Source organism: Chitinophaga sp. (assembly GCF_036569185.1).
Lineage (GTDB): Bacteria > Bacteroidota > Bacteroidia > Chitinophagales > Chitinophagaceae > Chitinophaga.
Map to the genome: position 1 here is coordinate 55,022 of NZ_DATCRD010000150.1, position 25,369 is coordinate 80,390.

General features: G+C 46.0%; 13 protein-coding genes. All 13 read left to right on the forward strand.

The annotated features are described in order from the left end of the window. Positions 1 to 6 precede the first annotated feature (6 nt). Positions 7 to 1,773: a RagB/SusD family nutrient uptake outer membrane protein gene (locus tag VIM72_RS10800; protein WP_332002846.1), complete on the forward strand. Its 1,767-nt coding sequence runs from the start codon at positions 7 to 9 to the stop codon at positions 1,771 to 1,773. Between the two features lie 34 nt (positions 1,774 to 1,807). After that, entirely contained in the window at positions 1,808 to 2,293 is a 486-nt protein-coding gene (locus VIM72_RS10805) for a CHRD domain-containing protein (protein WP_332002847.1), read from the forward strand. A 41-nt stretch (positions 2,294 to 2,334) separates the two neighbouring features. Further along, positions 2,335 to 4,350, forward strand: a complete 2,016-nt coding sequence (locus tag VIM72_RS10810; RefSeq protein ID WP_332002848.1) for an alginate lyase family protein — start codon at positions 2,335 to 2,337, stop codon at positions 4,348 to 4,350. A gap of 80 nt (positions 4,351 to 4,430) precedes the next feature. Then, positions 4,431 to 9,629 (forward strand): RICIN domain-containing protein, encoded by a 5,199-nt coding sequence (locus VIM72_RS10815; RefSeq protein ID WP_332002849.1) that lies wholly within the window; start codon positions 4,431 to 4,433, stop codon positions 9,627 to 9,629. A gap of 120 nt (positions 9,630 to 9,749) precedes the next feature. Beyond that, positions 9,750 to 11,402, forward strand: coding sequence for an alpha-L-fucosidase (locus VIM72_RS10820; RefSeq protein WP_332002850.1), 1,653 nt, complete (start codon positions 9,750 to 9,752; stop codon positions 11,400 to 11,402). A 58-nt stretch (positions 11,403 to 11,460) separates the two neighbouring features. Continuing rightward, the gene (locus VIM72_RS10825; protein WP_332002851.1) at positions 11,461 to 13,068 is read left to right on the forward strand and encodes a glycoside hydrolase 43 family protein; all 1,608 of its coding nucleotides are present in this window, start codon (positions 11,461 to 11,463) and stop codon (positions 13,066 to 13,068) included. Between the two features lie 27 nt (positions 13,069 to 13,095). Continuing rightward, complete coding sequence (locus tag VIM72_RS10830) at positions 13,096 to 15,573, forward strand: glycoside hydrolase family 95 protein (RefSeq protein WP_332002852.1); 2,478 nt, start codon at positions 13,096 to 13,098, stop codon at positions 15,571 to 15,573. 65 nt (positions 15,574 to 15,638) lie between these two features. Then, a complete protein-coding gene (locus tag VIM72_RS10835; protein WP_332002853.1) occupies positions 15,639 to 17,051 on the forward strand; it encodes a sialate O-acetylesterase in 1,413 nt (470 codons plus the stop codon). Between the two features lie 166 nt (positions 17,052 to 17,217). Continuing rightward, positions 17,218 to 17,808, forward strand: coding sequence for an RNA polymerase sigma factor (locus tag VIM72_RS10840; protein WP_332002854.1), 591 nt, complete (start codon positions 17,218 to 17,220; stop codon positions 17,806 to 17,808). Positions 17,809 to 17,885: 77 nt separating this feature from the next. Next, entirely contained in the window at positions 17,886 to 19,049 is a 1,164-nt protein-coding gene (locus VIM72_RS10845; RefSeq protein ID WP_332002855.1) for a FecR domain-containing protein, read from the forward strand. 106 nt (positions 19,050 to 19,155) lie between these two features. Next, a complete protein-coding gene (locus VIM72_RS10850) occupies positions 19,156 to 22,830 on the forward strand; it encodes a SusC/RagA family TonB-linked outer membrane protein (protein ID WP_332002856.1) in 3,675 nt (1,224 codons plus the stop codon). Positions 22,831 to 22,842: 12 nt separating this feature from the next. Further along, positions 22,843 to 24,426 carry a RagB/SusD family nutrient uptake outer membrane protein gene (locus VIM72_RS10855; RefSeq protein WP_332002857.1) on the forward strand — a complete coding sequence of 528 codons (1,584 nt, stop codon included), beginning with the start codon at positions 22,843 to 22,845 and terminating at the stop codon, positions 24,424 to 24,426. Between the two features lie 10 nt (positions 24,427 to 24,436). Further along, positions 24,437 to 25,360 (forward strand): hypothetical protein, encoded by a 924-nt coding sequence (locus VIM72_RS10860; RefSeq protein ID WP_332002858.1) that lies wholly within the window; start codon positions 24,437 to 24,439, stop codon positions 25,358 to 25,360. Positions 25,361 to 25,369 lie beyond the last annotated feature (9 nt).

Consider the following 25,369-nt stretch of genomic DNA (forward strand, 5'->3'; position numbering starts at 1 on the left):
TCACTTATGACCAGACAAAAAATATATCGGAGCATCCTATTTGCGGGATTAGCTAGTGTTACTTGTTTTACCGCCTGCAAAAAAGATTTCCTGGATCAGAAAAAATTATCAGCTATTGATGAAACAGCGGTTTTCCAGGACAGTACCAGGTCACTGGGTGTAATTAATAACCTTTATTCAAGCCTGGGAATATCTTTTAACCCCAGGAGGTTCAATAATACGGGATTGGACGCAGCCTGCGATGAATCGGAACCGCTCCCTGATCCCACTTTTTATACGTATAGAATTTCAAGTGGCGGTATCAATGCCAATAATGCTGATGGGGGACTGTGGTCAACTGCCTTCCGGATGATCAGGGCCGCGAATATCTTTTTGAAGAACAAAGACAGTATACCCGTAACTAGTGCAACGAGAGACTACTGGGTAGGACAGGTACGGTTTTTAAGAGCATGGTATCTCTTCACACTGGTAAAACATTATGGTGGTATACCAATGATCGGTGATAAAATATTTGGTGATAACGAAAAAATAGATGTGGCACGCAGTTCCTATGGAACCTGTATCAATTACATCACTAATGAGCTGGACGCCGCCGCTGTAGCACTTCCCGTTTCTTACCGTTCCGGAGATGTAAACCAGTTGAAAGTGACAAAAGGAGCTGCATTGGCCGTAAAGGCAAGGATGCTTTTATACGCAGCCAGTCCCCTGGTTAATAGTGGGCCAAGGGGAGATGATCCTGAACATCTGCTCACTTTTCCCAGCGCAGATCCCGGACGCTGGAAGCAGGCTGCCGATGCTGCAAAAGCGGTAATTGACCTGGGGGTTTATAGCTTATATACCGCTTCTTCTACGCCTCTCTATACGCTCTTCCTGCAAAATACGCCCCAGGTGGAGCACGTGCTCGTTTATTGGCAACCCTGGACAACCGGTAACAACTTTTATATCGAAGCCAGTGCAAATCCTACATCCAGGGGAGGTATGAATGGATGGACGGGAACCAAATATTTTCCCACACAGGAATTGGTAGATGAATTTGATATGATCAATGGTATGCGGATAACAAATCCTGCTTCGGGTTATCCTGGTATAGGTAATGATATGTATAAGAACAGGGATCCCCGGCTCACTTATACCGTTCATTATAATGGCGCTATCCGCAGTATGGGCTCATTCGGCGATCGGCCGGTTAACACCTATACAGGCATAATTCCAACGGGGAACGCAGCAGAAACCAGTGCAAGCGTTGACGGTATCTATACCTCTACAGGTACAATAACCGGTTATTTCCGGTACAAGATGTGCAACGGCGGGGGCGGCGAGCTGTATCGCCCATGGGTGGTGATGCGCTATGCAGAAGTGCTGTTAAATGCGGCCGAGGCAACCAATGAATACGCAGGCCCAACTGCTGAAGTATACGATTGGCTGAAGATGATACGCAGTCGCGCAGGTATTATGGCGGGTGAAAACAGTTTGTATGGTTTGAAGGCCGGTATGACCAAAGAGGAAATGCGGGAAGCCATCTGGCACGAGCGCCGGGTGGAGCTGGCTTTTGAAGAACATCGCTTCTGGGATATACGCCGCTGGAAGATTGCTCTTCAGACAGAAAATGCGGAAACACACGGAATGGAAATTACAAGAGCCGCGAACGGAAGTTTCTCATACCGTGTGATCCCTGTAAGAAAGCATGTGTTTACCGAGGCTATGTACTTCTGGCCTATACCACAAAGCGAGCTGACGAAGTCGCCTGCTTTAAAACAAACGCCGGGTTATTAAAAAACAAGCTTAAAACAACTTTAATGTTCTGGTTATGAAAAGCATTATAACTGCACTTACTTTTGCCGCTCTTTCATTTATTGGTTGTACAAAGGGAGGTACGCTGGAAAGGATCAACGGCGATCAATATACGATTACATCGGCTGCAAGCAGCAAACAACTGGTGCCGGCAATCGATACTACTTCCACCGGTACATTCACCGGTTTTTATGATGAGCAATCGAACATCCTGACCTTTACTATAACATGGGCTGATCTGTGGCGAACAAGCAAAGACACCATTACTTCGGTAAATTTCTATGGCCCTGCCAGCGTAACAGCAAATGGCGTTCTGGTACGTTCTTTACCCTTTGTTAGTATGAACAATGAATCCAAGGTCAATTTAGGTTTGGCTGGCTTGAATGGATTCAGAATGAGCGAAAAGAAAGATTTCCTGGCAGGAGCCTATTACTTTACGATCAATACTAAAAAGTATCCCAATGGTATCATCAGGGGACAGCTGGCAGTAAAAAAACAATAAACCTGATACAATAACCAGTTACGATAGAACATAGTAGTTTCATGAGTCCAATAAAACACTTATCATTTTTCCTGTTGCTTTTTTACAGTATTGCGGCAGGCGCGCAAACCTTTATTCATCCTGGCGGCTTACATACACAAACCGATTTAGACCGGATGAAAACCCGGGTGGCTGCCGGAGCGCATCCCTGGATCGACAGCTGGAACGCATTGATTGCGCATCCCAAAGCACAGAATACTTATACTGCAGCAGCGCAGGCCAATATGGGCGTGAGCCGCCAGCGGGCTTCTGCCGATGCGGTTGCTGCTTATCTTAATGCTTTGCGTTGGTACATCTCAGGCGATACTTCTTATGCAGCCTGTTCCCGCAAAATTCTGAACGCATGGGCTTATGCTGTAAACCAGGTTCCAGGCGGCCATGACGTTCCCGGGTTAATGGGAATAGCGGTTTATGAATTTGCCGTGGCAGCAGAGATACTGCGTCTTTACCCTAATTGGTCACAGGCGGATTTCAATCAGTTTAAAAACATGATGACCACCTACCTGTATCCGAATTGCCATGATTTTTTAACCCGTCATAACAATGCCTGCATTAGTCATTACTGGGCTAACTGGGATATCTGTAACATCACCGCCATTTTAAGCATAGGTGTATTGTGCGATGACAGCACAAAGTTCAATGAGGCCATTACCTATTTTAAATCCGGGGCAGGCAATGGCAACATTACAAAAGCAATTCCTTTTTTACATCCGGGAGGTTTGGCGCAGTGGCAGGAAACCGGCCGTGACCAGGAGCATGCATTATTAGGTGTTGGTATGCTGGCAAGCTTTTGCCAGATAGCATGGAACCAGGGACTGGATATGTTTGGTTATGATAACAACCGACTGCTGGCAGGCGCGGAATATACAGCGAAATATAACCTGTGGAAAGACGTGCCATATACTACTTATAACAACTGCGATAACGTCCTCAATTTTTGGGCCTCTGAGCAAAATAGTGGCGGCAGGGGAAGATTGCAGCGTCCTATCTGGGAAATGATCTACAATCACTACGTGGTGAGAAAAGGATTAAGCGCTCCCAATGTTAAAGCCATGGCTGAAATAAACCGCCCGGAAGGCTTTGAGCATGATGATAACCTCGGATTTGGTACGCTCTGTTATACACTGAATGAAGCTGCCTCTCCTTACCCGGCATCTCCTGCGCCTTCTGCGCCTGCAGGAATGAATGCAACAGCCAGTGTGAAAAAAGTATGGTTAAGATGGAACCCGGTTGCTACTGCAACGGGGTACAATGTACTACGTTCAACATCAAGCGGCGGCCCTTATACTACGATTGCCGCGTACAGGGGAACTTTCCCTTTATATGAAGATACAAGTGTGATGAATGGCACCAGGTACTACTATGTTGTATCCGCTGTTAACCAGGCAGGAACCGGCGTTAATTCTTCAGAAGTAAATGCAACTCCCGCAGCTACAGGTGCATTGCCCGCCGGTTGGAGCAAACAGGATATAGGAACAGTTGCCACGCCAGGTATTGCCGGGTATGCAAATGTAAGTAACGGAACTTTTGTAGTGAGTGCTTCCGGTACAGGCATCGGGGGCGCAGCAGATGGTTTGGGATATGTTTATAAAAGTGTAACGGGCGATGCTACCATTACTGTACGGGTTGCATCGTGTACATGGACAGGCCGGGGAGCACAGAAAACGGGCATCATGATCCGTGAGTCGCTTTCTTCCGATGCCGTTGCTTTTAGTATGACATCAGGAGATGGAGGCGTTCGTGAAGCAAGGTTTGGAAGCCGTATTACCACAGGCGGTTCCATGGGTTTTCAAACCGGGAATGCATACACCCATACTCCTGCCTGGTTCCGTTTGCAGAGAGCAGGTAATACGGTCACTGCCTATCAGTCGACCGATGGAAAAACATGGTTTGCCGTAGGCGCTCCGGTTACTGTATCAATGGCGCGTACCTATTACGTTGGATTGGCAGTCTCGTCAAACAGTTCCGGTTTAAACACAGCAACATTCGATCATATAACGGTGGCAGGAAGACGATAGGTGAAAGAAGCATTTGCAGGCATAAAAATCTTTTTGGAAATATTTACTGATACAAATTTTTAACCTGACAAAATAACCCTATGATGAACTCTTTTACACATGGTACCTTACCAAAGACCAGGAGGTTCAACTGCTTTTGGGCAGCGATCTTTATTTTTTTCTTTTCCACAAATGCACGCGCGCAAACCTTTGTGCATCCGGGCATTCCTCTTTCAAGCTCGGACCTGAGTATATTGAAGGCGCATATACAGGCCGGTGATTATCCATGGAAACAGGCTTACGATATCATGGCGGCAGATGGCAAGGCTCAACTGACCTATACCATGCAAGGGCCTTTTGCCACCGTTAGCCGTAGTCCGGATGTTAATCGTGGTCAATGGATGAATGATATGACTGCCGCATTTTATTTATCCCTTATGTGGTATTTTACGGATAATGACGCCTATGCAATAAAAGCGAGGGATATTTTAATAGCATGGGCAAATACCCAAACTCAGTTTACCGGGCAGTTGGGAAACCTGGACCTGGGAGATTTCGCGTATGCTTATGGAGGCGCCGCTTCTATCCTTCGGGGAACATGGAGCGGCTGGACGCCTGCGAATACTACAGCAGTGCAAAACCTTTTTAATAACGTTTACTGGCCTCCTTCAGGTTGTGCCGGTTATGCATTAGGACCGGCAAATAAAGGCACTTTAAGTATAGCGGCAGGAGCGGCCATCGCCGCATTTTCTGATGATCCGGCAAAAGTGGCGCATATCGTTCACCTGATGAGGTATATAGGCGCTACCGGGTTTAAAAATACGTTGCCCAGCGGGCAAAATGGAGAAAGCGCAAGAGACCAGGGACATTCACATGGAATGTGGGGCAACCTGGCTTTTGCCGCAGAAGTTTTATGGAAACAAGGCCTGGATCTTTATTCGGAACTGGATAACCGGCTGCTGGCTACAGGCGAATTTTTTGCACGGAAGAATGCAGGCGACCCCATTGGATACATACCTTATGGTACTACTGATTCGCATTATTTAACAGATGGAACTGGTGTCTGGGATGGCGGCAGATGGGGATTAACGCTGGTACATGGCGCCTACCTGGTGCGTAAGAACCTGAATTCCACATATGTGTCGAATCGACTTACCGATATACCAAGGAGATTTGATCCCGTGTATACCTGGTATTATAAGTCGGAAGACCACTCCACGGCTGTAGTTCCGCCACATACCGAAATTATTCCTGAGCCTGGAAAAGTGGGAACAGGCGGTTTAACAGATCTGGATATAGGAGCAGTTTCTCCTACCGGGAGCAGTTCCTATAGCAATAATGTTTGGACAGTTACCGGAAGTGGAACTGACATATACACGCATGCAGCCGATGGTTTTCATTTCGTTTATAAAGAAGTTACCGGCAACTGTTCTGTCATTGCCAAAGTGGAGACGGTTGGAGGAAGCAGCCTTAATTCAAGAGCGGGGGTAATGATCCGTTCAGATCTGACAGCTACATCAGCGCAAAGGGCATGGATCACCATTAAATCAGGTAAGAGGGCGGAAGGCTTTATGCATGGATGGACAGAGGTCAGAGGCGGATCTAATTGGGAAAGAGCCGAAAGGCCCATCCCACTGGATAGTTATTGGGTTAAGATTGAACGGATCGGAGATATGATAGGGATGTATTACTCAACAGACGGTACAAGCTGGGCTGTAGAAGTAGAGGGAAGATTTGCAGGGTTTAACGGTAAGGCCTATGTTGGCCTGGCGGTTTGCTCCAATAAGAATGGCGCTTTAGATACGGCTACTTTTAGTAATGTAAGCGTGACAGGGGGACAGGGAGGAATGCTTACCATACCTGATGCTCCCCACTCCGTATACGCATACCCGGGAAGTAACCAGGTTCAGTTGCGGTGGCTTTCTTCTTTTGGCGCCGTAAGTTATACTGTCAAACGGGCAACCTCTGAAAATGGAACGTATACAACTATTGCGTCTAATATTTCCGGTAATAGTTTCATGGATACCCAGGTAACGAATGGCCAGACTTATTATTATAAGGTTTGCGCCATAAATACCGCCGGTGTAAGTGCCGATTCCCCTTCGGATGCCGCCACGCTTAAAGTGCCATACGTGCCGCAAACTTTAAATGGACTGTATCGCATTATTGCTACACACAGCGGGAAAGCCATTGAGGTTAAAAATGGATCAATGGCTGATGGCGCCTTGCTCGCACAAAAAAACTACTCTTTTTCAAGTAATCAGCATTGGATCATAACCCCCAAATCAGGTACCGATTATAAGATAATTAACCTGCGGAGCGGAAAGGCGATGGATGTAGTTGGCGATGCTGTAACAAATGGCGCGGGAGTGGAACAGCGTACCTATTCTGATACAGATGAGGCACAGGTTTGGACGATTAAAGACAGGGAAAACGGAACTTTCAGTATTGTCGGAAAGCCAAGCCGGAAATCGCTGGACATTCCAGGTTCAAATACAGGGGAGGGAGTTGCATTGACCATTAACAGATGGCTTGATGGAACAAATCAGATCTACCTGATACAACCGGTTACCGACTCTGAGATGGACTCTGTTTATCTTAAAAAACTTGCCGAAGCAATAAAGCTACGCGATACAACCGAAGTAAGTACAACTAATGAATTGGGTAAATTTCCGGTGGCAGCAAAGGCTCAGTTAAATGACAGTATTGTATATGTACAGTCATCGTACAATTCACAGTCGACCGTTACGGAGGTTTGCAACTACGTTACTATCCTGGAGGATGCTATCAAACGGTATAAAGCATCTATGTATTATGGAACAAATTCGCTTGCTGACGGGAATTACTACCTTAAACCCCTTGCCAATGATTCATTATGGACCAGGAATAATACCAACACGCCATTATTCGATACAGCGAATTCAGATCCCTTACTACAGATCTGGAATATTACAAAGCAGGGTAATGGCAGGTATAAGATCAGCTGTCTCAGCGCTCCTGCAGGCTTTAGCAATTATATCAGTGAAAACGGGCAATTTGGCCGCAGTGTGACTCCTTACTCGGATGTCTGGAATTCCATGAATATTTACTTTGACGGTACATCGTATGCAGTTCAGAGAGCGCAGAACGCAGGGAATGGTTATTGGTATATAATCGGTAATCAAATTTATTCCGTAGTGGGAGCTGATAATGATCCCGTGCCATATAGCTTTCCTTTCCGTTTTATACCTGTAGATACTATCCCTGTAAACCTGACCGTGGCTGCAGGCGATGCCAGGAACATCCTGGAATGGGACCCCATCTTCAATTCCACTTATAACATAAAGCGTTCAACTACACCAGGCGGACCTTATACCACTATTGCTAATCAGGGCGCCACCAGGTATATAGACACCGCTGTGAATAATGGAACCACTTATTACTACGTGGTTGCTTCAACAGATAGTATGGCTTTAAGCCCGGAAGTAGCAGCATTGCCGAACATTGGCCAGATGACCTACTTGAAGTTTAATGAAACAAGCGGAACACGTGCTTTTGATAGTTGGGGAGCTACGCACGGTACATTGGCAGCCGCAGCAACCCGGGCCGCAGGGAAAGAGGGAAATGCGCTTAAACTGAATGGTACGGCCAATGCTTATGCTACGTTACCAACCGGGATCGTAAGCACTTTATCCAATTTTACTGTTTCCGCCTGGGTTAAAATGGATGCAATGGCAAACTGGATGCGGGTATTTGATTTTGGCAATAGTACTACCCAGTATATGTTCCTTTCCGTGCAGGCAGGAACTACTACTGTAAATAATGTAAGTTCATCAATAGTCCGGTATGCCATTAAGAATGGTGGAACAGAGTTAAACGTAAGCTCCCCTTATGCCTTCCCGTTGAATACATGGGTGCACCTGGCGGTTACCCAATCAGGAGATACCGCCCGCCTGTATATAAACGGAGCTTTGGTGTCAACTAATACCGCGATCGGTATTAAGCCTTTGCAGCTTACACCTACGGGCACTACTACCGGCACCACTTTAAACTACCTCGGTAAATCTCAGTTCTCAGACCCGGTTTTCAATGGCGCTATTGATGAATTTAAGATTTACAAAAGAGCGTTGAGCAATGCGGAAATTGCTGCAGGTGTTGCGCCTCCGGCCGTAAAAACAAAAAGCATCCATGCAGCAGTTGATGTAAACGGCCATGTAACTATCACACCGCAACAAGTAGATGATGGCTCAGTGAGCTATTCAGGTGCATTGACATTAAGTTTGGATAAGAGCAATTTCACTTGCTCAGACATAGGCTCACCGGTGACCGTAACACTCACGGCAAAGGATGAGAAGGGGAATTCAGCCAATGATACTGCACAGATAATTGTTGTTGATGATCAGAAGCCGATACTTACTGTGCCTGTAAATCAATTCTTCTGTTATAATCAGTCAGGCACTTACACGGTTCCACAGTTAACGGCGACTGATAACTGCGGCGTTGATTCGATCAGTTATAGTATAACCGGATCTACTTCACGAAATGGAAACGGGGCAGATGCAAGTGGTGTATTTAATACCGGCCAGTCAACCATTACCTGGAAAGTAACCGACAGGCATGGTAATGTGGATACCGCAACAACTATTGTTACTGTAAACGCAGCAGTAAGCGTAAGCATTCCTGATGTGTATGCTATGAATCCTGCAGTAGATGCAAAGAATACTGTTTACATTGGTTACGGACCAGCATCGCTGGGGATAACTGCAAACACTTCCGGCGGTACCGCACCTTACAGCTATCTGTGGAGCAGTGGACAAATCACTCCATCCATCAATGTAAATGCAGCGGGAACATATACTGTTGCAGTTACTGATAGCAATGGATGTACTTCAACCGGTACCATTCTCATTAAAACACTGGATGTGCGTTGCGGTAATAATAGCAGTAAGGTAATGATCTGTCATAATAACAAAACGATCTGTGTTTCTTCAGAAAGCGTACAGGATCATTTGAATCATGGCGATTACCTGGGCAATTGTGCCGCATCAATGGTCTGGAAAGAAAATGAATCAGTACAGGTAAGTAGCGGGAATGTTATTGTTTATCCTAATCCTGTTACAGAAGTATTGAACATACAACTAAATAAGGATGGCGCCGGTTCTGTTGTAAAGTTGTACAATCAGAATGGGGCGCCGGTAAAAACTTTGCTGATGAACGGATCATCCGGCGTTATATCGCTTCGCGGGTTAGCCGCAGGCCTTTACTATTTACATATAGATACCCGGGGAGTGGTCGCTATTAAAAAGATTGTAAAGCTATAATGCAGGTCACTAAGCAGCAGGCAGAAGGGATTATGAAAATAATTTCTTCTGCCTGCTTTTATTAATCAGAAAAAACGCTGATATTATCATTATCTTTTAAAATATACAGATACTTTATAAATGAAACGTAGAACATTAATTAAAGGAATGGGGGCTGCATTGCCTTCTCTATGGTTGTCCCGGGCATTGGGAAATGGTTTTTTACCAACAGAAGAACCTGTTGCAAAAGGCCCGTTTAAACCTACCTGGGAATCCCTGTATAATTATAAGACGCCTGATTGGTTCCGTGACGCCAAATTTGGCATGTGGGCGCACTGGGGCCCGCAATGTGAACCTGAAGCCGGGGATTGGTATGCCAGGGGAATGTACCAGGAAGGTTCCCGGCAGTATAAAGTACACCTGGAAAAATATGGTCATCCTTCCTCGTTTGGATTTAAGGATGTGATCAATAAATGGAAAGGAGAGAACTGGGATCCCGAAGAACTGGTGAGTTTGTATAAAAGCGTGGGCGCAAAATATTTTATGGCGATGGCTAACCATCACGATAATTTTGACTTATATGACAGTAAGTATCAGAAGAATTGGAATGCTACTAAGATCGGGCCTAAGAAGGATCTGATCGGTGGATGGGCGAAGGCTGCCAGGAACAATGGCTTGCCCTTTGGAGTAAGTGTGCATGCCTCACACGCATGGCGCTGGTTTGAATCGGCGCAGCGTTCGGATAAGAAAGGGCAGTATGCGGGTGTGCCTTATGATGGGAAACTGACCAAAGCAGATGGCAAAGGAGAATGGTGGGAGGGCCTGGATCCGCAGGAACTGTACGCGCAAAACCATCCCCTGAGTGAAAACAGTTGGAATGATAACTCCATTCACGGGCAGTGGGGATGGGGTAATGGCGTTTATCCACCAGACAAAGCCTACATTGAAAAATTTTACAACCGCACAATTGATCTTATTAACAAGTACAGTCCTGATGTAGTTTATTTCGATGACTCACAGCTTCCATTCTGGCCGGTAAGCGATGCCGGTTTGCGTATCGCCGCGCATCTTTACAACAAGAGTATAAAGGACCATGGGGAGCTTCGTGCAGTAATCAACGGAAAAGTATTGGATGAGCATCAGCGCAAAGCCATGGTATGGGATATTGAAAGAGGGCAGGCCAATGAGATTCAACCGCTTCCCTGGCAAACCGATACCTGCATAGGTGGATGGCATTATGAGCGTGGAATATATGAACGTAACGGATATAAATCTTCAAAAACAGTTATCCAGACACTTGTTGATATTGTAAGCAAGAATGGCAACTTAATGTTGAATATTCCTGTTCGCGGAGATGGAACCATTGATGAAAAAGAAAGAAAGGTTGTTGAAGAAATCGGCGCATGGATGAAAGTGAACAGCGAAAGTATTTATGGTACCCGGCCATGGACAATATTTGGTGAAGGGCCCGCCCAGCAAGCGGCTGCACAGCTCAATGCACAGGGTTTTAATGAAGGGAAAGGAAAGCAGTTTACCTATGAGGATATTCGCTTTGCCACGAAAGATGGTGCGCTTTATGCAACAGCCATGGGCTGGCCGGAGAATGGAAAACTGACTATCAAATCGCTGGCAAAGAACAGCCAGTATTTTCCAAAGGAAATCCAAAAACTGGAATGGTTGCCTACCAAACAGCCGCTTGCCTTTGAAAGAAATGAAAACGGTTTGATTGTTTCTTTGCCGGAAAAAACCGCTGAAGAACTGACATATGCCAATGTAATAAAAGTTCTTTCCTAAGAACGGCTGCCTGTCGTGAAGCGACATATCCACTAAAAGCAAACTATATTATTTTAAGATGACTCGTCTCAGGTTTTTGCCGCTCCTGCTTTGTTGGCAATTGCTAAGTTTATATTCGAAGGCCCAGATGAATGGAAGCTGGGGCGACCAGGGAAATGGAACCTATGTTAATCCTGTGCTCCCGGCAGATTACAGCGATCTTGACGCTATACGTGTAGGGGATGATTATTATGCCATTTCTTCTACCATGCAATTTTCGCCCGGCATGGTGGTGATTCATTCCAAAGATCTTATAAACTGGGAAATTATTGGTCATGTGGCAGATGATCTTACGCGTATCAGCCCGCAATTGAACTGGGACCGGATGAATTGCTATGGCAAAGGCATTTGGGCGGGTTCAATCAGGTATTACAAGAATAAGTTCTGGGTATATTTCGGGACGCCGGATGATGGCTTTTTTATGAGCACTGCTACGAATCCTGCAGGGCCCTGGGAACCTGTTCATCAGCTATGGAATGTGAATGGCTGGGACGATTGCTGTTCGTTTTGTGATGATGACGGACAACTCTATTTTGTTGCTACTAATTTTGCAATGGATCCTAAGAACAAAAAGAAGTACAATATTCATTTGTTTAAAATGGCGCCTGATGGAAAAAGCCTCATCATGGAGTCAGATTCCATCATACACCAGTCCAATGGAAGCGAAGCCAATAAGCTTTATAAGATCAACGGAATTTATTATCACTATTTCAGTGAAGTAAAGCCAGAGGGTCGCGTGATCATGATGGAACGTTCTAAGAACATATATGGTCCCTGGGAAATAAGGCAATTGAATCATGTTGATCAACAACTGGATAGAGAGCCCAACCAGGGTGGGTTACTGCAACTGCCAACAGGGGAATGGTATTTTTTCACCCACCATGGCAGCGGAGCCTGGGAAGGACGCCCTGCCAGTCTTTTACCTGTTCACTGGATCGATGGGTGGCCGGTCATAGGCGAACCGGGTACAGACACAATAGGGCGTATGGTTTGGACTGGTGTAAAACCTATATCCAATAAAAGCAAAGTTTCCATTCAAAGCAGTGATGAGTTCAGTACCGGGAAGTTAAACGTTCAATGGGAATGGAATTATCAGCCGCGGGCAGACAAATGGTCTTTAGCAGCACGCAATGGTTTTCTCCGGTTGTATGCTTTTACGCCCATTCCTTCAAACAAACAGGGAGATATTATATTGAGGGCGGGAAACACCCTCACACAACGCAGCATGCGTACGCATGCCAACGTAGCCACCGTAAAGATAGATATCAGTCATATGACGGATGGCCAATTCGGCGGATTAACACATTTCTCAACTACCAGCCATAGCTTATTTGGTATCAGACAGGAAAATGGAATACGTAATTTGGTATATTCCATTAATGGAAAAGATACTTCGGGGGTAGTGATCCACGGGAAAGCTATCTGGCTTCGCTCAACATGGGATGTCAGCGGCGTCAGTCACTATGCATTTAGTACCGATGGCAGATCTTATCAACCCTTCGGAGGTGCGCATCAACTGACCTGGGGCAGCTACCGGGGCGACCGTATCGGCATCTTTAATTTTAATACCAAAGAAGATAAGGGATACATTGATGTTGACTGGTTCCGATATGATTATGGAAAGTGATAAAGCGTAAAAGCAAATTATTCAAATATGAAAACGACTTCCAGGCATATTGTTATTGCCTCATTCATTATTTTCCTGCTTACGGTGGCCCACCAGATAAATGCGCAGTCGGGCCTCAGTTTGTGGTATGATAAACCTGCCACAGAATGGGTAGAGGCGCTGCCGGTTGGGAACGGTCGTATAGGAGGAATGGTTTTCGGACGGGTGGAGGAGGAGCTTATCCAATTGAATGAAAGTACCCTCTATAGCGGCGGCCCGGTAAAGCAACAAATAAACCCCGATGCCTTTCAATATCTCTCCCGCATACGTGAAGCATTGTTGAAAGACCAGGATTATTCAAAAGCAGATGAACTGGCCAGAAAGATGCAGGGTTATTATACAGAATCTTATATGCCGCTGGGTGATCTGTTGCTGAAGCAATCGTTCAATGGCGGCAGCGTGTCTGGTTATCATCGTGAACTGGATATCCGAACGGCTACTGCCACTACCCGTTTCACCGTTAATGGCGTGAATTATACCCGCGAGGTTTTCTGCGCGGCGCCTGCCAATGTAATGGTTATCCGCATCCGCTCCGGTGTTCCCGGTGCTATTAATCTTTCTGTAGCATTAAAAAGCCCTTTGCATTATGTATTGTCTGCAAAAGCGAGTAATGAAGTGATCATGAGCGGGAAGGCTCCCGCACACGTAGATCCCAGTTATTATAATCCTAAAGGCCGGCAGCCTGTTATTTATGAAGATACAACCGGCTGCAACGGCATGCGCTTTCAATGCCGGGTAAGAGCTGTTACCAAAACAGGCAGGATCACTGCAGATACTTCAGGGCTGCAGGTGAAGAATGCCTCGGAACTGGTATTGATTTTATCCGCTGCCACCAGCTTCAATGGATTTGATAAATGTCCCGATAAAGAGGGAAAAGATGAACAGGCTATTGCTGACGCACTGATCAACCGGGCGGCCCAACGATCTTATGCATCCTTACAACAGGAGCATGTGAAAGATTATCAGCGCTATTTCAACCGGGTTTCGTTTACATTAAAAGATACAGCAGTTACCAGCGGCAGCGCGCTTCCGGTCGATAAACGGTTGAAGGCATATTCAGAAGGAGGATATGATCCTGCGTTGGAAACTTTATATTACCAGTACGGGCGTTACCTGCTGATCTCTTCATCAAGGCCGGGAGGGCCGCCGGCTAATTTGCAGGGTATCTGGAACAAAGAGTTGAGAGCTCCCTGGAGCTCCAATTATACCATCAATATCAATACGCAGATGAATTACTGGCCGGCAGAGAGTACCAATCTGTCTGAAATGCATACTCCACTGCTGCAGTGGTTAAGGGGGCTTTCAGTAACAGGCGCCCGTGTAGCCCGTGAGTTTTATCATTGCAATGGCTGGGTAGCGCATCATAACTCGGATATATGGGGGTGTGCCAACCCGGTGGGCGACCTGGGAGCAGGGGATCCCGTGTGGGCCAACTGGTATATGGGCGGCAACTGGCTTTGCCAGCATTTATGGGAGCACTATGCTTTTACACGGGATAAGCAATTCCTGGAAGAAGCATATCCCATCATGAAACAGGCCGCTTTATTCAGCCTCGACTGGCTGGTGAAGGACAGCAGTGGCTATTGGGTTACGGCGCCTTCTACTTCTCCCGAAAATAAATTCCGCGATGCAAAAGGACGTGCACAGGCAGTATCTGTTGCTACAACAATGGATATGTCTATCATCTGGGACCTTTTTACAAATGTAATAGAAGCTGCTGAAGCGTTGAATAAAGACCAGGCATTCCGCAACCGGTTAACTGAAGTAAGAAAGGACCTGTATCCATTGAGAAAGGGAAGCAATGGCGAATTACTGGAATGGTATAAAAATTTTGCTGAAACCGATCCGCAGCACCGCCATGCATCCCACCTGTTTGGCTTGCATCCCGGGCGCCAGATATCGAAGCGCAATAGCCCGGAGTTTTTTGCAGCGGCAAGGAAATCACTGGAAATAAGAGGTGATGCAGGTACCGGCTGGAGCCGGGGATGGAAGATCAACTGGTGGGCCAGGTTGCTGGATGGCGATCATGCCTATAAACTTATTCGTCAGCTGCTGAACTATTCCGGTGCCGATGGGAAAGGCGGAGGCGGTACTTATCCTAACCTCTTTGATGCACATCCACCGTTCCAGATAGATGGTAACTTTGCCGGAACGGCCGGTATGACGGAGATGCTGTTGCAAAGCCATCTGGGAGAAGTACATCTTTTGCCTGCGCTACCATCTGCATGGAAAGAAGGAGCAATAAAAGGTCTGAAGGCCCGGGGCGGATTTACGGTAGATATACAATGGTCTGAAGGAAGATTAAGGAAAGCCACCATCACGGCAACCACTGATGGAACCTGCAATATCAGGAACAACCGGGCGTTCTTTGTAAATGCGTCCAGGGCAAAACAGGAAGGTGATGACTTCGTACTTTCGGTAAAAATGAAGAAAGGGCAGCAATGCGATATCCGGCCGCTGGAATGATCTTTCACATTTTTATTTATTGGGTACGGTTGTTATATTTATCCCCCAAAGTGTTAAACGCGATTATGAAAAAACTTCTTCTTTACAGCATTGTGTTGCTGTTGCCCGCAGTACTTCATGCCGCTATCAGGTTGCCGGCACTCGTTGGCAGCAATATGGTGCTTCAGCAAAACGACAGTGTAACCATCTGGGGATGGGCAAACCCTTCAGAAAAAATTATGGTGTTTACAGGCTGGGATAACAAAACAGCGACCGTTACCACCAGCGGAGACGCGAAGTGGACTTTAAAAGTACAGACGCCGGCGGCAGGAGGACCTTATGAAATAAAACTAAAAGGATCCAATGAGATTGTACTGAAAAATATCCTGATCGGCGAAGTATGGCTATGTTCAGGGCAATCCAATATGGAGTACAGTTACTATAACGGCGTCCGGCAAATAGCGGCAGAACTGCCGGTTTGCAGCAATAATAATATCCGGTTCTTTAACATACCAAAAACTACGGCGATATATCCACAGGAAGATTGCCCTGGTACCTGGGAGGTATGCGACAGTAACAGTCTTAAGCCCTTCAGCGCCGTTGGATACTTTTTCGGATTAAAGCTGCAACAATCACTGGGAGTACCGGTTGGACTGATCAATGCCAGCTGGGGAGGAACACCGGCTGAAGTATGGGCGCCGGAGCATGTTGTAACTGGTGAACCGCCACTTTCTGCCGCCGCTGCCAGGTTGGCCCCGGCGGCCTGGTGGCCGCATAAGCCAGGTTATGCTTATAATGCGATGATAGCGCCTCTTACCCATTTCAATATAAAAGGAGTGATCTGGTACCAGGGAGAAGCTAATGTAAAAACTGCAGCTACCTACGCCCCGCTGTTCACCGGCATGATACAGGCATGGCGTGCAGCCTGGCATAAACAGCTGCCGTTTTATTATGTGCAGATAGCACCGTTTGTTTATGACCAGGAACATGAGGCCGCGTTACAATATGAGGCTGCAGTACTTCGTGAGGAACAGGCACGCAGCAGCGCCCTTCCCGGAACCGGTATGGTGGTAGTATCTGACGCTACAGAAAATGTAAAGGATATTCATCCCCAGGATAAAAGAACAGTTGGTAACAGGCTGGCCGCCTGGGCCCTGGGTGAGAACTATGGCAAAACAGGGTTTACCTGGAAAAGCCCGGTATTCAAAGAAATGAGCATCAGCAAAAATAAGGCAGTGCTCCGGTTCTCTAATGTGCCCACTTCTCTCAGGATCAATGGCAAAGCACCGGTAGCCCTGTATATAGCAGGAGCGGACCATGTTTTCTACGAAGCATCCGCAAAGGTGGAAAAAGATGCACTGATTGTTTGGAGTAAAAAAGTAGAGAAGCCGGAATCGGTGAGATATAGTTTTTCCAATGCTGCTATCGGTAATATTTTTTCTTCAGAAGGGCTGCCTGTTGGCGCTTTCCGCACTGATAACTGGAAGGTAACACCATAAGGTATCGGTGTCTTACTGGTTAATGCAAATAATTTAAAGCAGCCGGGCGGTTTCGTCCCGGCTGCTTTTATTTTTTGAGTGGATAGCCGTAGCGAATAATATATCTTTATTAAAAAATGTAGCTTTTATTTTTACTTTTTATAATTTCAACGGAAATACATAGAAAGTGAACGTCATATACACCACCGATGAGAAGGAGCTGTTACGCAGGTTGCGGGATGGAGATGAGTTTGCTTTTAAAGCGCTTTATGAGATCTATGCCCCCCGTCTGGCTGCAAAGTTGCTTCAATTACTGCGCTCTGAGGAATTAGCGGAGGATATCCTGCAGGATCTGTTTATTAAGATCTGGGAGATCCGTCATGGTATCAACCCCGAACTTAGTTTTGGTGCTTTACTATTTAAAATGGCAGCTAATCTTTCAAAGAATGTATATAGAAGGAATGTATACGACCAGTTGATGCGTAGCCAGATCAACCCGGATCATAGTCATAATCCCATAGAAGAATCGCTTAACCAATCTGAAGCCAAAAATTTACTGCAGGCTGCATTGAACAAACTTACGCCAAGGCAACGGGAAGTATATATTATGCATAAGATAGATGGCCTCAGCTACCAGGAAATAAGCAGCCGGTTAAATATTAGTGCCTCCGCTATCAATCATCACATACAAGAGGCTAATAAGCAACTGAGAAATATATTGAAATCAAATTATATTTATTTGGTTGCGGTACTTATCCCGGTTTTTTTTGAAAAATAATTTTCCCCGGGGGTGCTATTTTTTATTTCCCGCGTGTATTTATCTGTAATCAGGCATTAACAGGGCTGTTGGCTAAGATGGAAAATATTCATATAGAAGAACTATTCAGGAAATATATTGAGCAGACAATTACCGAACAGGAATTGTCCCACCTGCATGATTTTTTCCAGCGTAAAGAAAACCAGGAAGAACAGGATGCCTTACTCATCACCTATTTTTCAGGAGAGCATACCATATCGTCGCCATTGGATGTAAAAGCAGGAATAGTCAAGGATCTTGCGTGGCAGGGTATCCGGGAACAACTGGGCATGACGCATGCGCCAAAATACAGGAAAATATCATGGTGGAAGGGAGTGGCCGCTGCAGCAAGTATACTGTTGGTATTGTCATGCGGATTTTATTTTTATAAGGAATTTGCACGTAAGCGCCAATCTGCTTCGCAGTTTGCCAGTCTTGATATCCCGCCCGGAACAAATCGCGCAACCCTCACGGCATCAAATGGAATGGTGTATCAATTGAATGGCGCGAAGGAAGAAATTGTGGTAGGCAAGGAAAATATTCATTACAAAGATGGTGATATCCTGCCTGTAAAAGAGTCTATTGTGAAGGTAACTTTAAGTACGCCAAGAGGAGGGCAATACCGTGTTACATTAAGCGACGGCACAAGGGTTTGGCTGAATGCAGCTTCTTCACTTTCATATCCAACGGTATTCAATGGAAAAGACCGCAGTGTAACTCTCAATGGTGAAGCGTATTTCGAGGTAACGCATAATGCATCCCAGCCATTTATCGTGCATACGCCTGACCAGGCTGTAACGGTACTGGGCACTGATTTTAACATCAACTGTTATAAAGACGAAAATAGCACAGTAACCACATTGGTAACTGGTAGCGTAAGATTAGACGGTAAGGGAGATGCTGCGCCGCTACAGTTGCATCCCGGGGAACAAGCCGTGCTGGATGAAGCAAATTTCGATGTGGCAATGGTGGATGTATCATTGTACACTGCATGGAAAGATGGTGAGTTCCGGTTCAAAGCCACACCGTTAGTTGAGGTGTTGCGCCAGGTAGCGCGATGGTATGATCTGAAGGTGGATTACACCGGAATTTCTGAAGATATTAAAATTCATGCATCTATCAGGAGAGATAAAAAATTGTCAACTGTGCTGCACGCACTGGAAAAAATCGGGGATGTAAAATTTGAAGTTAAAGAAAGGAACATTAGAGTAATGCATCAGTAGACCACCAAATCATTTATTGACCTCCCATTTGGAGCCGTGTGCGGATAACACACGGGCTGTTGGGAACCTTATACTTATAATCAACCAAAAACCAACTGTTTAATTTATGGACTATTCCCTTTTTCGCAAGGACAGAGGAAGATATGTGCTGTACTGCAAGCATCCGGCAAAAAACAAAGATGGCAGCATATTATCTCTTCCCCGCAAATTTCTATCTATCCTTATTCCTGTTCTGATCCTGCAGCTGTTCGCATCTGTAAAGGCGCAAACAGTTACCCTGAATGTGAAAAATGCTCCCTTTGTAAGGGTAGCGGAAGAAATCAGTAAGCAAACGAAGCATGATTTTTCTTACAACGACCGTATTCTGAAAAAGACCAGGCCGGTTACCCTGAAACTGGTAAAAGAACCGCTTTCCAGCGCGCTGCAAAAGCTTTTATCAGAACAACCACTGAGCTATGAGATCAGGGATGGTTTGATCATCATTACGGAAAAAAAACCAACCATTGCTGATCAGGATCCTGGTTTATTATCCGACGTTAACGGCCGTGTCACCAACGAAGCCGGAGCACCGTTGGAAGCCGCTGCCATTAAAGTTAAAAATACCAATTTTGGTACGAGGACAAATAAAAACGGCGAGTTTGTTATTCCGGGCAGGTATGCTAATGATATCCTCCAGATCCATTTACTTGGATACGCAGATATGGAGATAACAGCCCAGAGAGCCCGGATAGTTACCCTGGCGCTGACCGCTGCTGATCTTAACGAGGTAAATGTAGTGGTCAACACAGGTTACCTGAAAATAGACAGGCGACATCTTACCAGCGCTGTTACTACCATCAAGATGGATGATATAAGAACTCCTGGTGTAAATACCATTGACAAATTGCTGGAAGGCAGGGTACCAGGAATGATATTCATGCAGAACTCCGGCCAGGTGGGCGCAGCGCCTAAACTGAGAATACGCGGCACATCCACCATCCTTGGTAACCGGGAGCCTCTCTGGGTGCTTGATGGTATCGTGCTTACGGATCCTGTTAATGTAGATCCGCAGCAGATCAATGATCTCGATTTTGTAAACCTGCTGGGTAATGCCATTGCAGGCCTGAATCCTGAAGATATTGAGCAGATCGATGTGTTGAAAGATGCTTCCGCCACTGCGCTGTATGGCGCAAGAGCGGGCAATGGCGTGATCGTGATCACTACCAAAAAAGGGAAGCCCGGGAAGCCCATGATATCTTACTCCCTATCGTCCGGATATACCCGGCGGCCAAGATATTCTGACAGGAGCATGTACATGATGAATTCCAGGGAGCGCATGGATGTGTCCAAAGAAATGGTGGAACGTGGTATGCAGTATAATAATGTAACCCAGTGGTCGGGCTATGAAAGGGCCCTGCAGGATTACTACGAAGGCAAAATTGACTATGACGGATTCAAACGTTTAAGTGATTATTATGCAAATGTGAATACAGACTGGCTGGGGTTGATCACCCAGGATGCATTTACGCAAAACCATACGCTGAACCTGTCTGGTGGATCAAATGATATCAAGTATTATTCTTCCATTGGTTACCTCAACGAAAATGGTGTGATCAACGGAGAAAGTAACAAGCGTTACTCCTCCATGCTGAACGTCACCGCTGATTATAAAAAGTTCCTGGCGCAGATCGCCTTCAACGGTAGTTACCAGGTAAGGAACTATACCCCATCAGACCTGGGGATCATGAACTACGCCTACAACACGAGCCGTACTATTCCGGCTTACAATCCTGACGGGAGCCTCTTTTATTATCCGCAAACAAATGGTTTGTTCAGGTACAATTACAATATCCTGAACGAGCGTAACAACAGTGATGATCACACTGATCTCATTTCCGCCAACATAAGGGCCTTGTTAAAATGGCGGGTAATGCGGGGGCTGGATGTGGAAGGTACTTTTGCTTTTGGTTTGAGCACCAACAACAGGGAATTGTATTATACCAAGGATTCCTATTATATATTCAAGCTACGCGCAGATCAGACAACCAGATGGGACCTGGCCCCGGTTGGAGGCGAACTGCAGAAAAATGATACACGCAATAAAAATTATACAGGCCGTTTGCAGGTGAACTACTTTACATCGTTGGGAAATACAGGCAAACACTCCCTTACAGCTACCGGCGGTGTTGAAGTTAAATCTTCCGAATACAATGGTTTCAACATTACCAGGAGAGGATATTTCACTGAAATGGGCGGGTATTTTGATGTCATACCCACTACATACACGGGATATTATCAACAGTGGATGTCCACTAAACCTGCTTTAGGCTATTTTGAACGCCAGCTTACAAACGACTTTGCCTGGTTTGGAACAGCAGGTTATTCCTATGATAACCGGTACATGCTGAATGTCCATATCAGGGGGGAACAATCAAACCTGTTTGGCTCCAGGACCAATAACCGCTTCCTCCCTATCTGGGCGGTTTCAGGCCGGTGGAATATGAAGGATGATCTATTCAGCCAGGTAGCATGGATCAATGACATGGCCCTCAAAGGATCGTGGGGCTGGCAGGGGAATATGTTGCCCGGCCAGTCTGCCAACCTGGTGATCCGCCAGAACCTGAATACAAATCCCTACTATAACGAAACATCTTCCAATATTGTAAACTTCCCTAATCCCGACCTTAAATGGGAAAAGACTTCATCCTTTAATGCAGGCCTGGAATTTTCGATTTTAAAGGGCAAACTGAACGGATCAGTGGCATATTTCTATAAGAGGACCAAAGACGCATTTCTTGATAAAACAGTATCTGAGATCAATGGGGTGGAAAAGTATGTTATCAACAGCGGTACCCTTGAAAACAAGGGTGTAGAGGTGTCATTGTCTATAAAAGCTATTGATAACGCCTCGTTAAGCAGTTCCAGGCGCGGATTTGTATGGCGTATAGATCCGCAATTGGGACAGGTTTTGAACAAAGTTTTGAACAGGGCTATCAATAACAGGAATAATGTACTGGTAGATAATATTACCTATAATGATTTCCTGAATGGCTCTGTACAGCTGTCTGGTAAGCCGATCAATACCTTTTACTCCTATAAGTTTAAAGGGCTGAGCCCTGTTGATGGTTCTCCCATTTTTTATGGAGCAGAACCGGAAATGGCAGAAGAGTACATGAAAAAATATTCGCAGATGAAAAGAGAGGATGTTTACCTGTCGGTGATGAGTGAATCCGGTCGCAGGGAGCCTTTTATACAAGGCGGCATCTCCAACTATTTCGGCTGGCGTAATTTCGGCCTGTCCTGCAATGTTACCTACTCCCTCGGCAACAAGATCAGGATGCTGAAAATAGCCTCAGGTTATGCTTCCGCTATCGCCTATCCACAACAGAACCTGCGAAAGGAATTCGTGGAAAGATGGCGCCGGCCCGGTGATGAAAATTATACCAACATTCCCGGGTTACAGGCTACTAACAGCCTCAACACCCCCTGGTGGAATATTTACCCGGCAACGGCCTACTCTTTTGCGGGTAGCGTATACGACATGTACGACAACTCGGATGTGAGACTGGTAAGCGCCAACTATGTGAAACTTCAGTCGGCATCTTTCAAATACAACTTCGATGAAAAAATGATCCGTAAACTGGGGTTTGCGTCTGCCTATGTCAGCATCACGGGCACCAACCTGTTTACGATCACCAACAGCTTGTTAAAAGGACAGGACCCTGCACAGTCGGGCTCGTCTCCTAATATCAACCTGTCAGTACGACCTACCTACACAGGTAGCATTAACGTTTCATTTTAAAATATAAGCACCATGAAAAATATACTTGTACTGCTTACGTGCTTACTGTTGCTGTCTTCCTGCAGTAAATTCCTGGAGGAATATACAACAGATCAGAAGTATGCCTCCACTACTGCAGATCTGGAAAGCCTGATGATCGGTGAAGCCTTTATAAATAATACACAATTGTCTATCTACAGCCAGTCCACCATGTCGGATGTGTCATCAGAATTGAGCGTTTTTGCGCCATGGCTGCATGTAATGGACGATGACAGTGAGGCGTTTGTAGCTGACTTCGTGGAAACAAGTCAGGCCACCCCGCTTTACAAATTATCCGGTTTTCATAACTGGAGCCAGGCGCCGGCTGTTGATATATTGAATGCTACATGGGAAGAAACAGCCTGGCGGAAACTATACAAACGCATCGGGGCATTGAATGCGATCCTTTTCCAGGCAGCTAAACTGGCCGATAGTTCAGTGCTGAATCTGCAGTTGAAGCATTTACGCGGCGAAGCTTATTTTCTCAGGGCATACTATTATTTTATGCTGCAGAATATTTATGGAGCTCCCTACCGGAAAAGCACTGCTGCAACTGATGAAGGGGTACCTGTAAAAGTTTCTGAAAAGATAGATGATAAATATTTTACCCGTGATAATAATGAGAAGGTCTACAACCAGATCATTGCAGATCTTAATGAAGCGGCCACCTACCTGGAAGGTTATAACCCCGACAACAGGATCAGGGTGGGCATCGCGGCGGTCAGGGCTTTACAAAGCCGGGTCTACCTCTATACGGAGCAATATGACAAAGTTATTGCAACGGTGAAAGACTTTGAAGCCATGGGGTACAATCTTACTGACCTCAATCAGTATGTAGAAGGCAGCAGCTTCAGCTACCGCGGTTCCGGTGAGTCTATTTTCACCATGGGCTCATATGTTATTCCCGGTGTTTTTATGAACGACTCGCTTTCCCAGTGGAGTGGAAATGACAACCGGGCTTCTGCCTTCAAAGCATCTGATGATCTGATGGATACTTACGATACAGATGATCTGAGACGCATCGCTTTCTTCAGCAGGGCTGCTAAAAGCAGGTCCTGGTTGCCGGCCAAATACCGTACATGGAGCACGTATAACGATCCCGCCCAGGTGTCCTGCATCTTTTATTTCCGTTATGCAGAAGTAATATTGAACCGTGCGGAGGCGCTGGCCATGATGGGGGCAGACGGCGAAGCACGTGCCGAACTGCAAAACCTTCGTATGAAACGCTTCAGGAATGCCAGCGCCGGCCAGCTTCCTTCATCCAATAAGGAGCTTGTTGATTTTATCCGTGCGGAGCGCCGTCGTGAACTGTGTTTTGAAGGACAACGCTGGTTTGATCTCAGGCGTTATGCAGTGAATTCCAGGTATCCCTTATCATCCGCCTTCACCATCAGGCACCCTGTATATAGCTACGATGCCCAATCCAATACACATACAAAGGTGGGTAATTACGTACTTAAATCCATTGCGGCAGATGGCGCCAGCTGGCAGGTACCTATCCCCGACTATGCCATTGAGTTCAATCGCGGCGCCCTTACTAATCCAATTCGTTCTGTTCGTCAGATTCAACCATTATAATCCAGTGCAAATGAACAACAAAATATATCTGTTCGCCTTTGCCTTATTGGCTATGGCTACATCATGCAGAAAAGAAGAACAAACAGTTTTTCCTGACTATGATAAAAACTGGCTCGTGGTGGAGGATGATCCCAATGATGCCGCGATCCATGCAACTTACCTGTTCTACAAGGAAACAGGGATACCGGTATATATCAATGATACCATCGGTTCACAGCAACGCAGGGATGTGTTCGGGCATGAGTATACTTATTATGAAGTGCTGTCAATGAATTACTCACTGGGTGGGGTGCAGGCCGGGGCTCCGCCGGTGGTGCAGTCATTTTCGTTTTGCGCTAAAACAGATGTGCCTGCAGCGCTTACTTTTCTGAGAGAAGAGATTATCCCAATGCTGCCGGCAGGCGTGCATATACCCAGTATATTGCTTGTAGACACGCTGAACAGTAACGCATTTGGTAAATATGCCTTTAAAGGATTCAATACAATTGTTATAGGCGCTGTGCCACAGATACCCGGTATGAATGAAGCTTCCAGGGCGGACTACAAAGGTGCTATCCTGCGTGCTTTTCTTACCAATGCGGCGCTCAGTGATAAATACAGCAGTATCCTTGAGAAGTTTTACAATACCAGCAGGAAGTTTGTGGCCTCCCGCGATGCATATGGAGTGTATCAATACCAGCTTGCCAGCCTGGTAACAGGCCTGCCGCCAGGAGTAACAGCTACCCCACAGGCCATTGGGTTCCTGGGCACAGATCCGCGAAATCCTTATTACACGCCGATGGCAACCTGGATGGATGTGTGTATGTACCTGGAGGCGGCGCTTGGCAATTCAGAGGAGCAGTTTAAACAACGTTATGGTACCCAGAATAATATCATGATCAAATATGGATATATCAGGCAGATACTGGCGGATATGGGCGTACCTGTTAAATAGCCGATAAGG

Excerpts from the sequence above, each read along its gene's own strand:
- VIM72_RS10800 (WP_332002846.1), top strand. The coding sequence starts at position 7 with ATGACCAGACAAAAAATATATCGGAGCATCCTATTTGCGGGATTAGCT.
- VIM72_RS10805 (WP_332002847.1), top strand. The coding sequence starts at position 1,808 with ATGAAAAGCATTATAACTGCACTTACTTTTGCCGCTCTTTCATTTATT.
- VIM72_RS10810 (WP_332002848.1), top strand. The coding sequence starts at position 2,335 with ATGAGTCCAATAAAACACTTATCATTTTTCCTGTTGCTTTTTTACAGT.
- VIM72_RS10815 (WP_332002849.1), top strand. The coding sequence starts at position 4,431 with ATGATGAACTCTTTTACACATGGTACCTTACCAAAGACCAGGAGGTTC.
- VIM72_RS10820 (WP_332002850.1), top strand. The coding sequence starts at position 9,750 with ATGAAACGTAGAACATTAATTAAAGGAATGGGGGCTGCATTGCCTTCT.
- VIM72_RS10825 (WP_332002851.1), top strand. The coding sequence starts at position 11,461 with ATGACTCGTCTCAGGTTTTTGCCGCTCCTGCTTTGTTGGCAATTGCTA.
- VIM72_RS10830 (WP_332002852.1), top strand. The coding sequence starts at position 13,096 with ATGAAAACGACTTCCAGGCATATTGTTATTGCCTCATTCATTATTTTC.
- VIM72_RS10835 (WP_332002853.1), top strand. The coding sequence starts at position 15,639 with ATGAAAAAACTTCTTCTTTACAGCATTGTGTTGCTGTTGCCCGCAGTA.
- VIM72_RS10845 (WP_332002855.1), top strand. The coding sequence starts at position 17,886 with ATGGAAAATATTCATATAGAAGAACTATTCAGGAAATATATTGAGCAG.
- VIM72_RS10850 (WP_332002856.1), top strand. The coding sequence starts at position 19,156 with ATGGACTATTCCCTTTTTCGCAAGGACAGAGGAAGATATGTGCTGTAC.
- VIM72_RS10855 (WP_332002857.1), top strand. The coding sequence starts at position 22,843 with ATGAAAAATATACTTGTACTGCTTACGTGCTTACTGTTGCTGTCTTCC.
- VIM72_RS10860 (WP_332002858.1), top strand. The coding sequence starts at position 24,437 with ATGAACAACAAAATATATCTGTTCGCCTTTGCCTTATTGGCTATGGCT.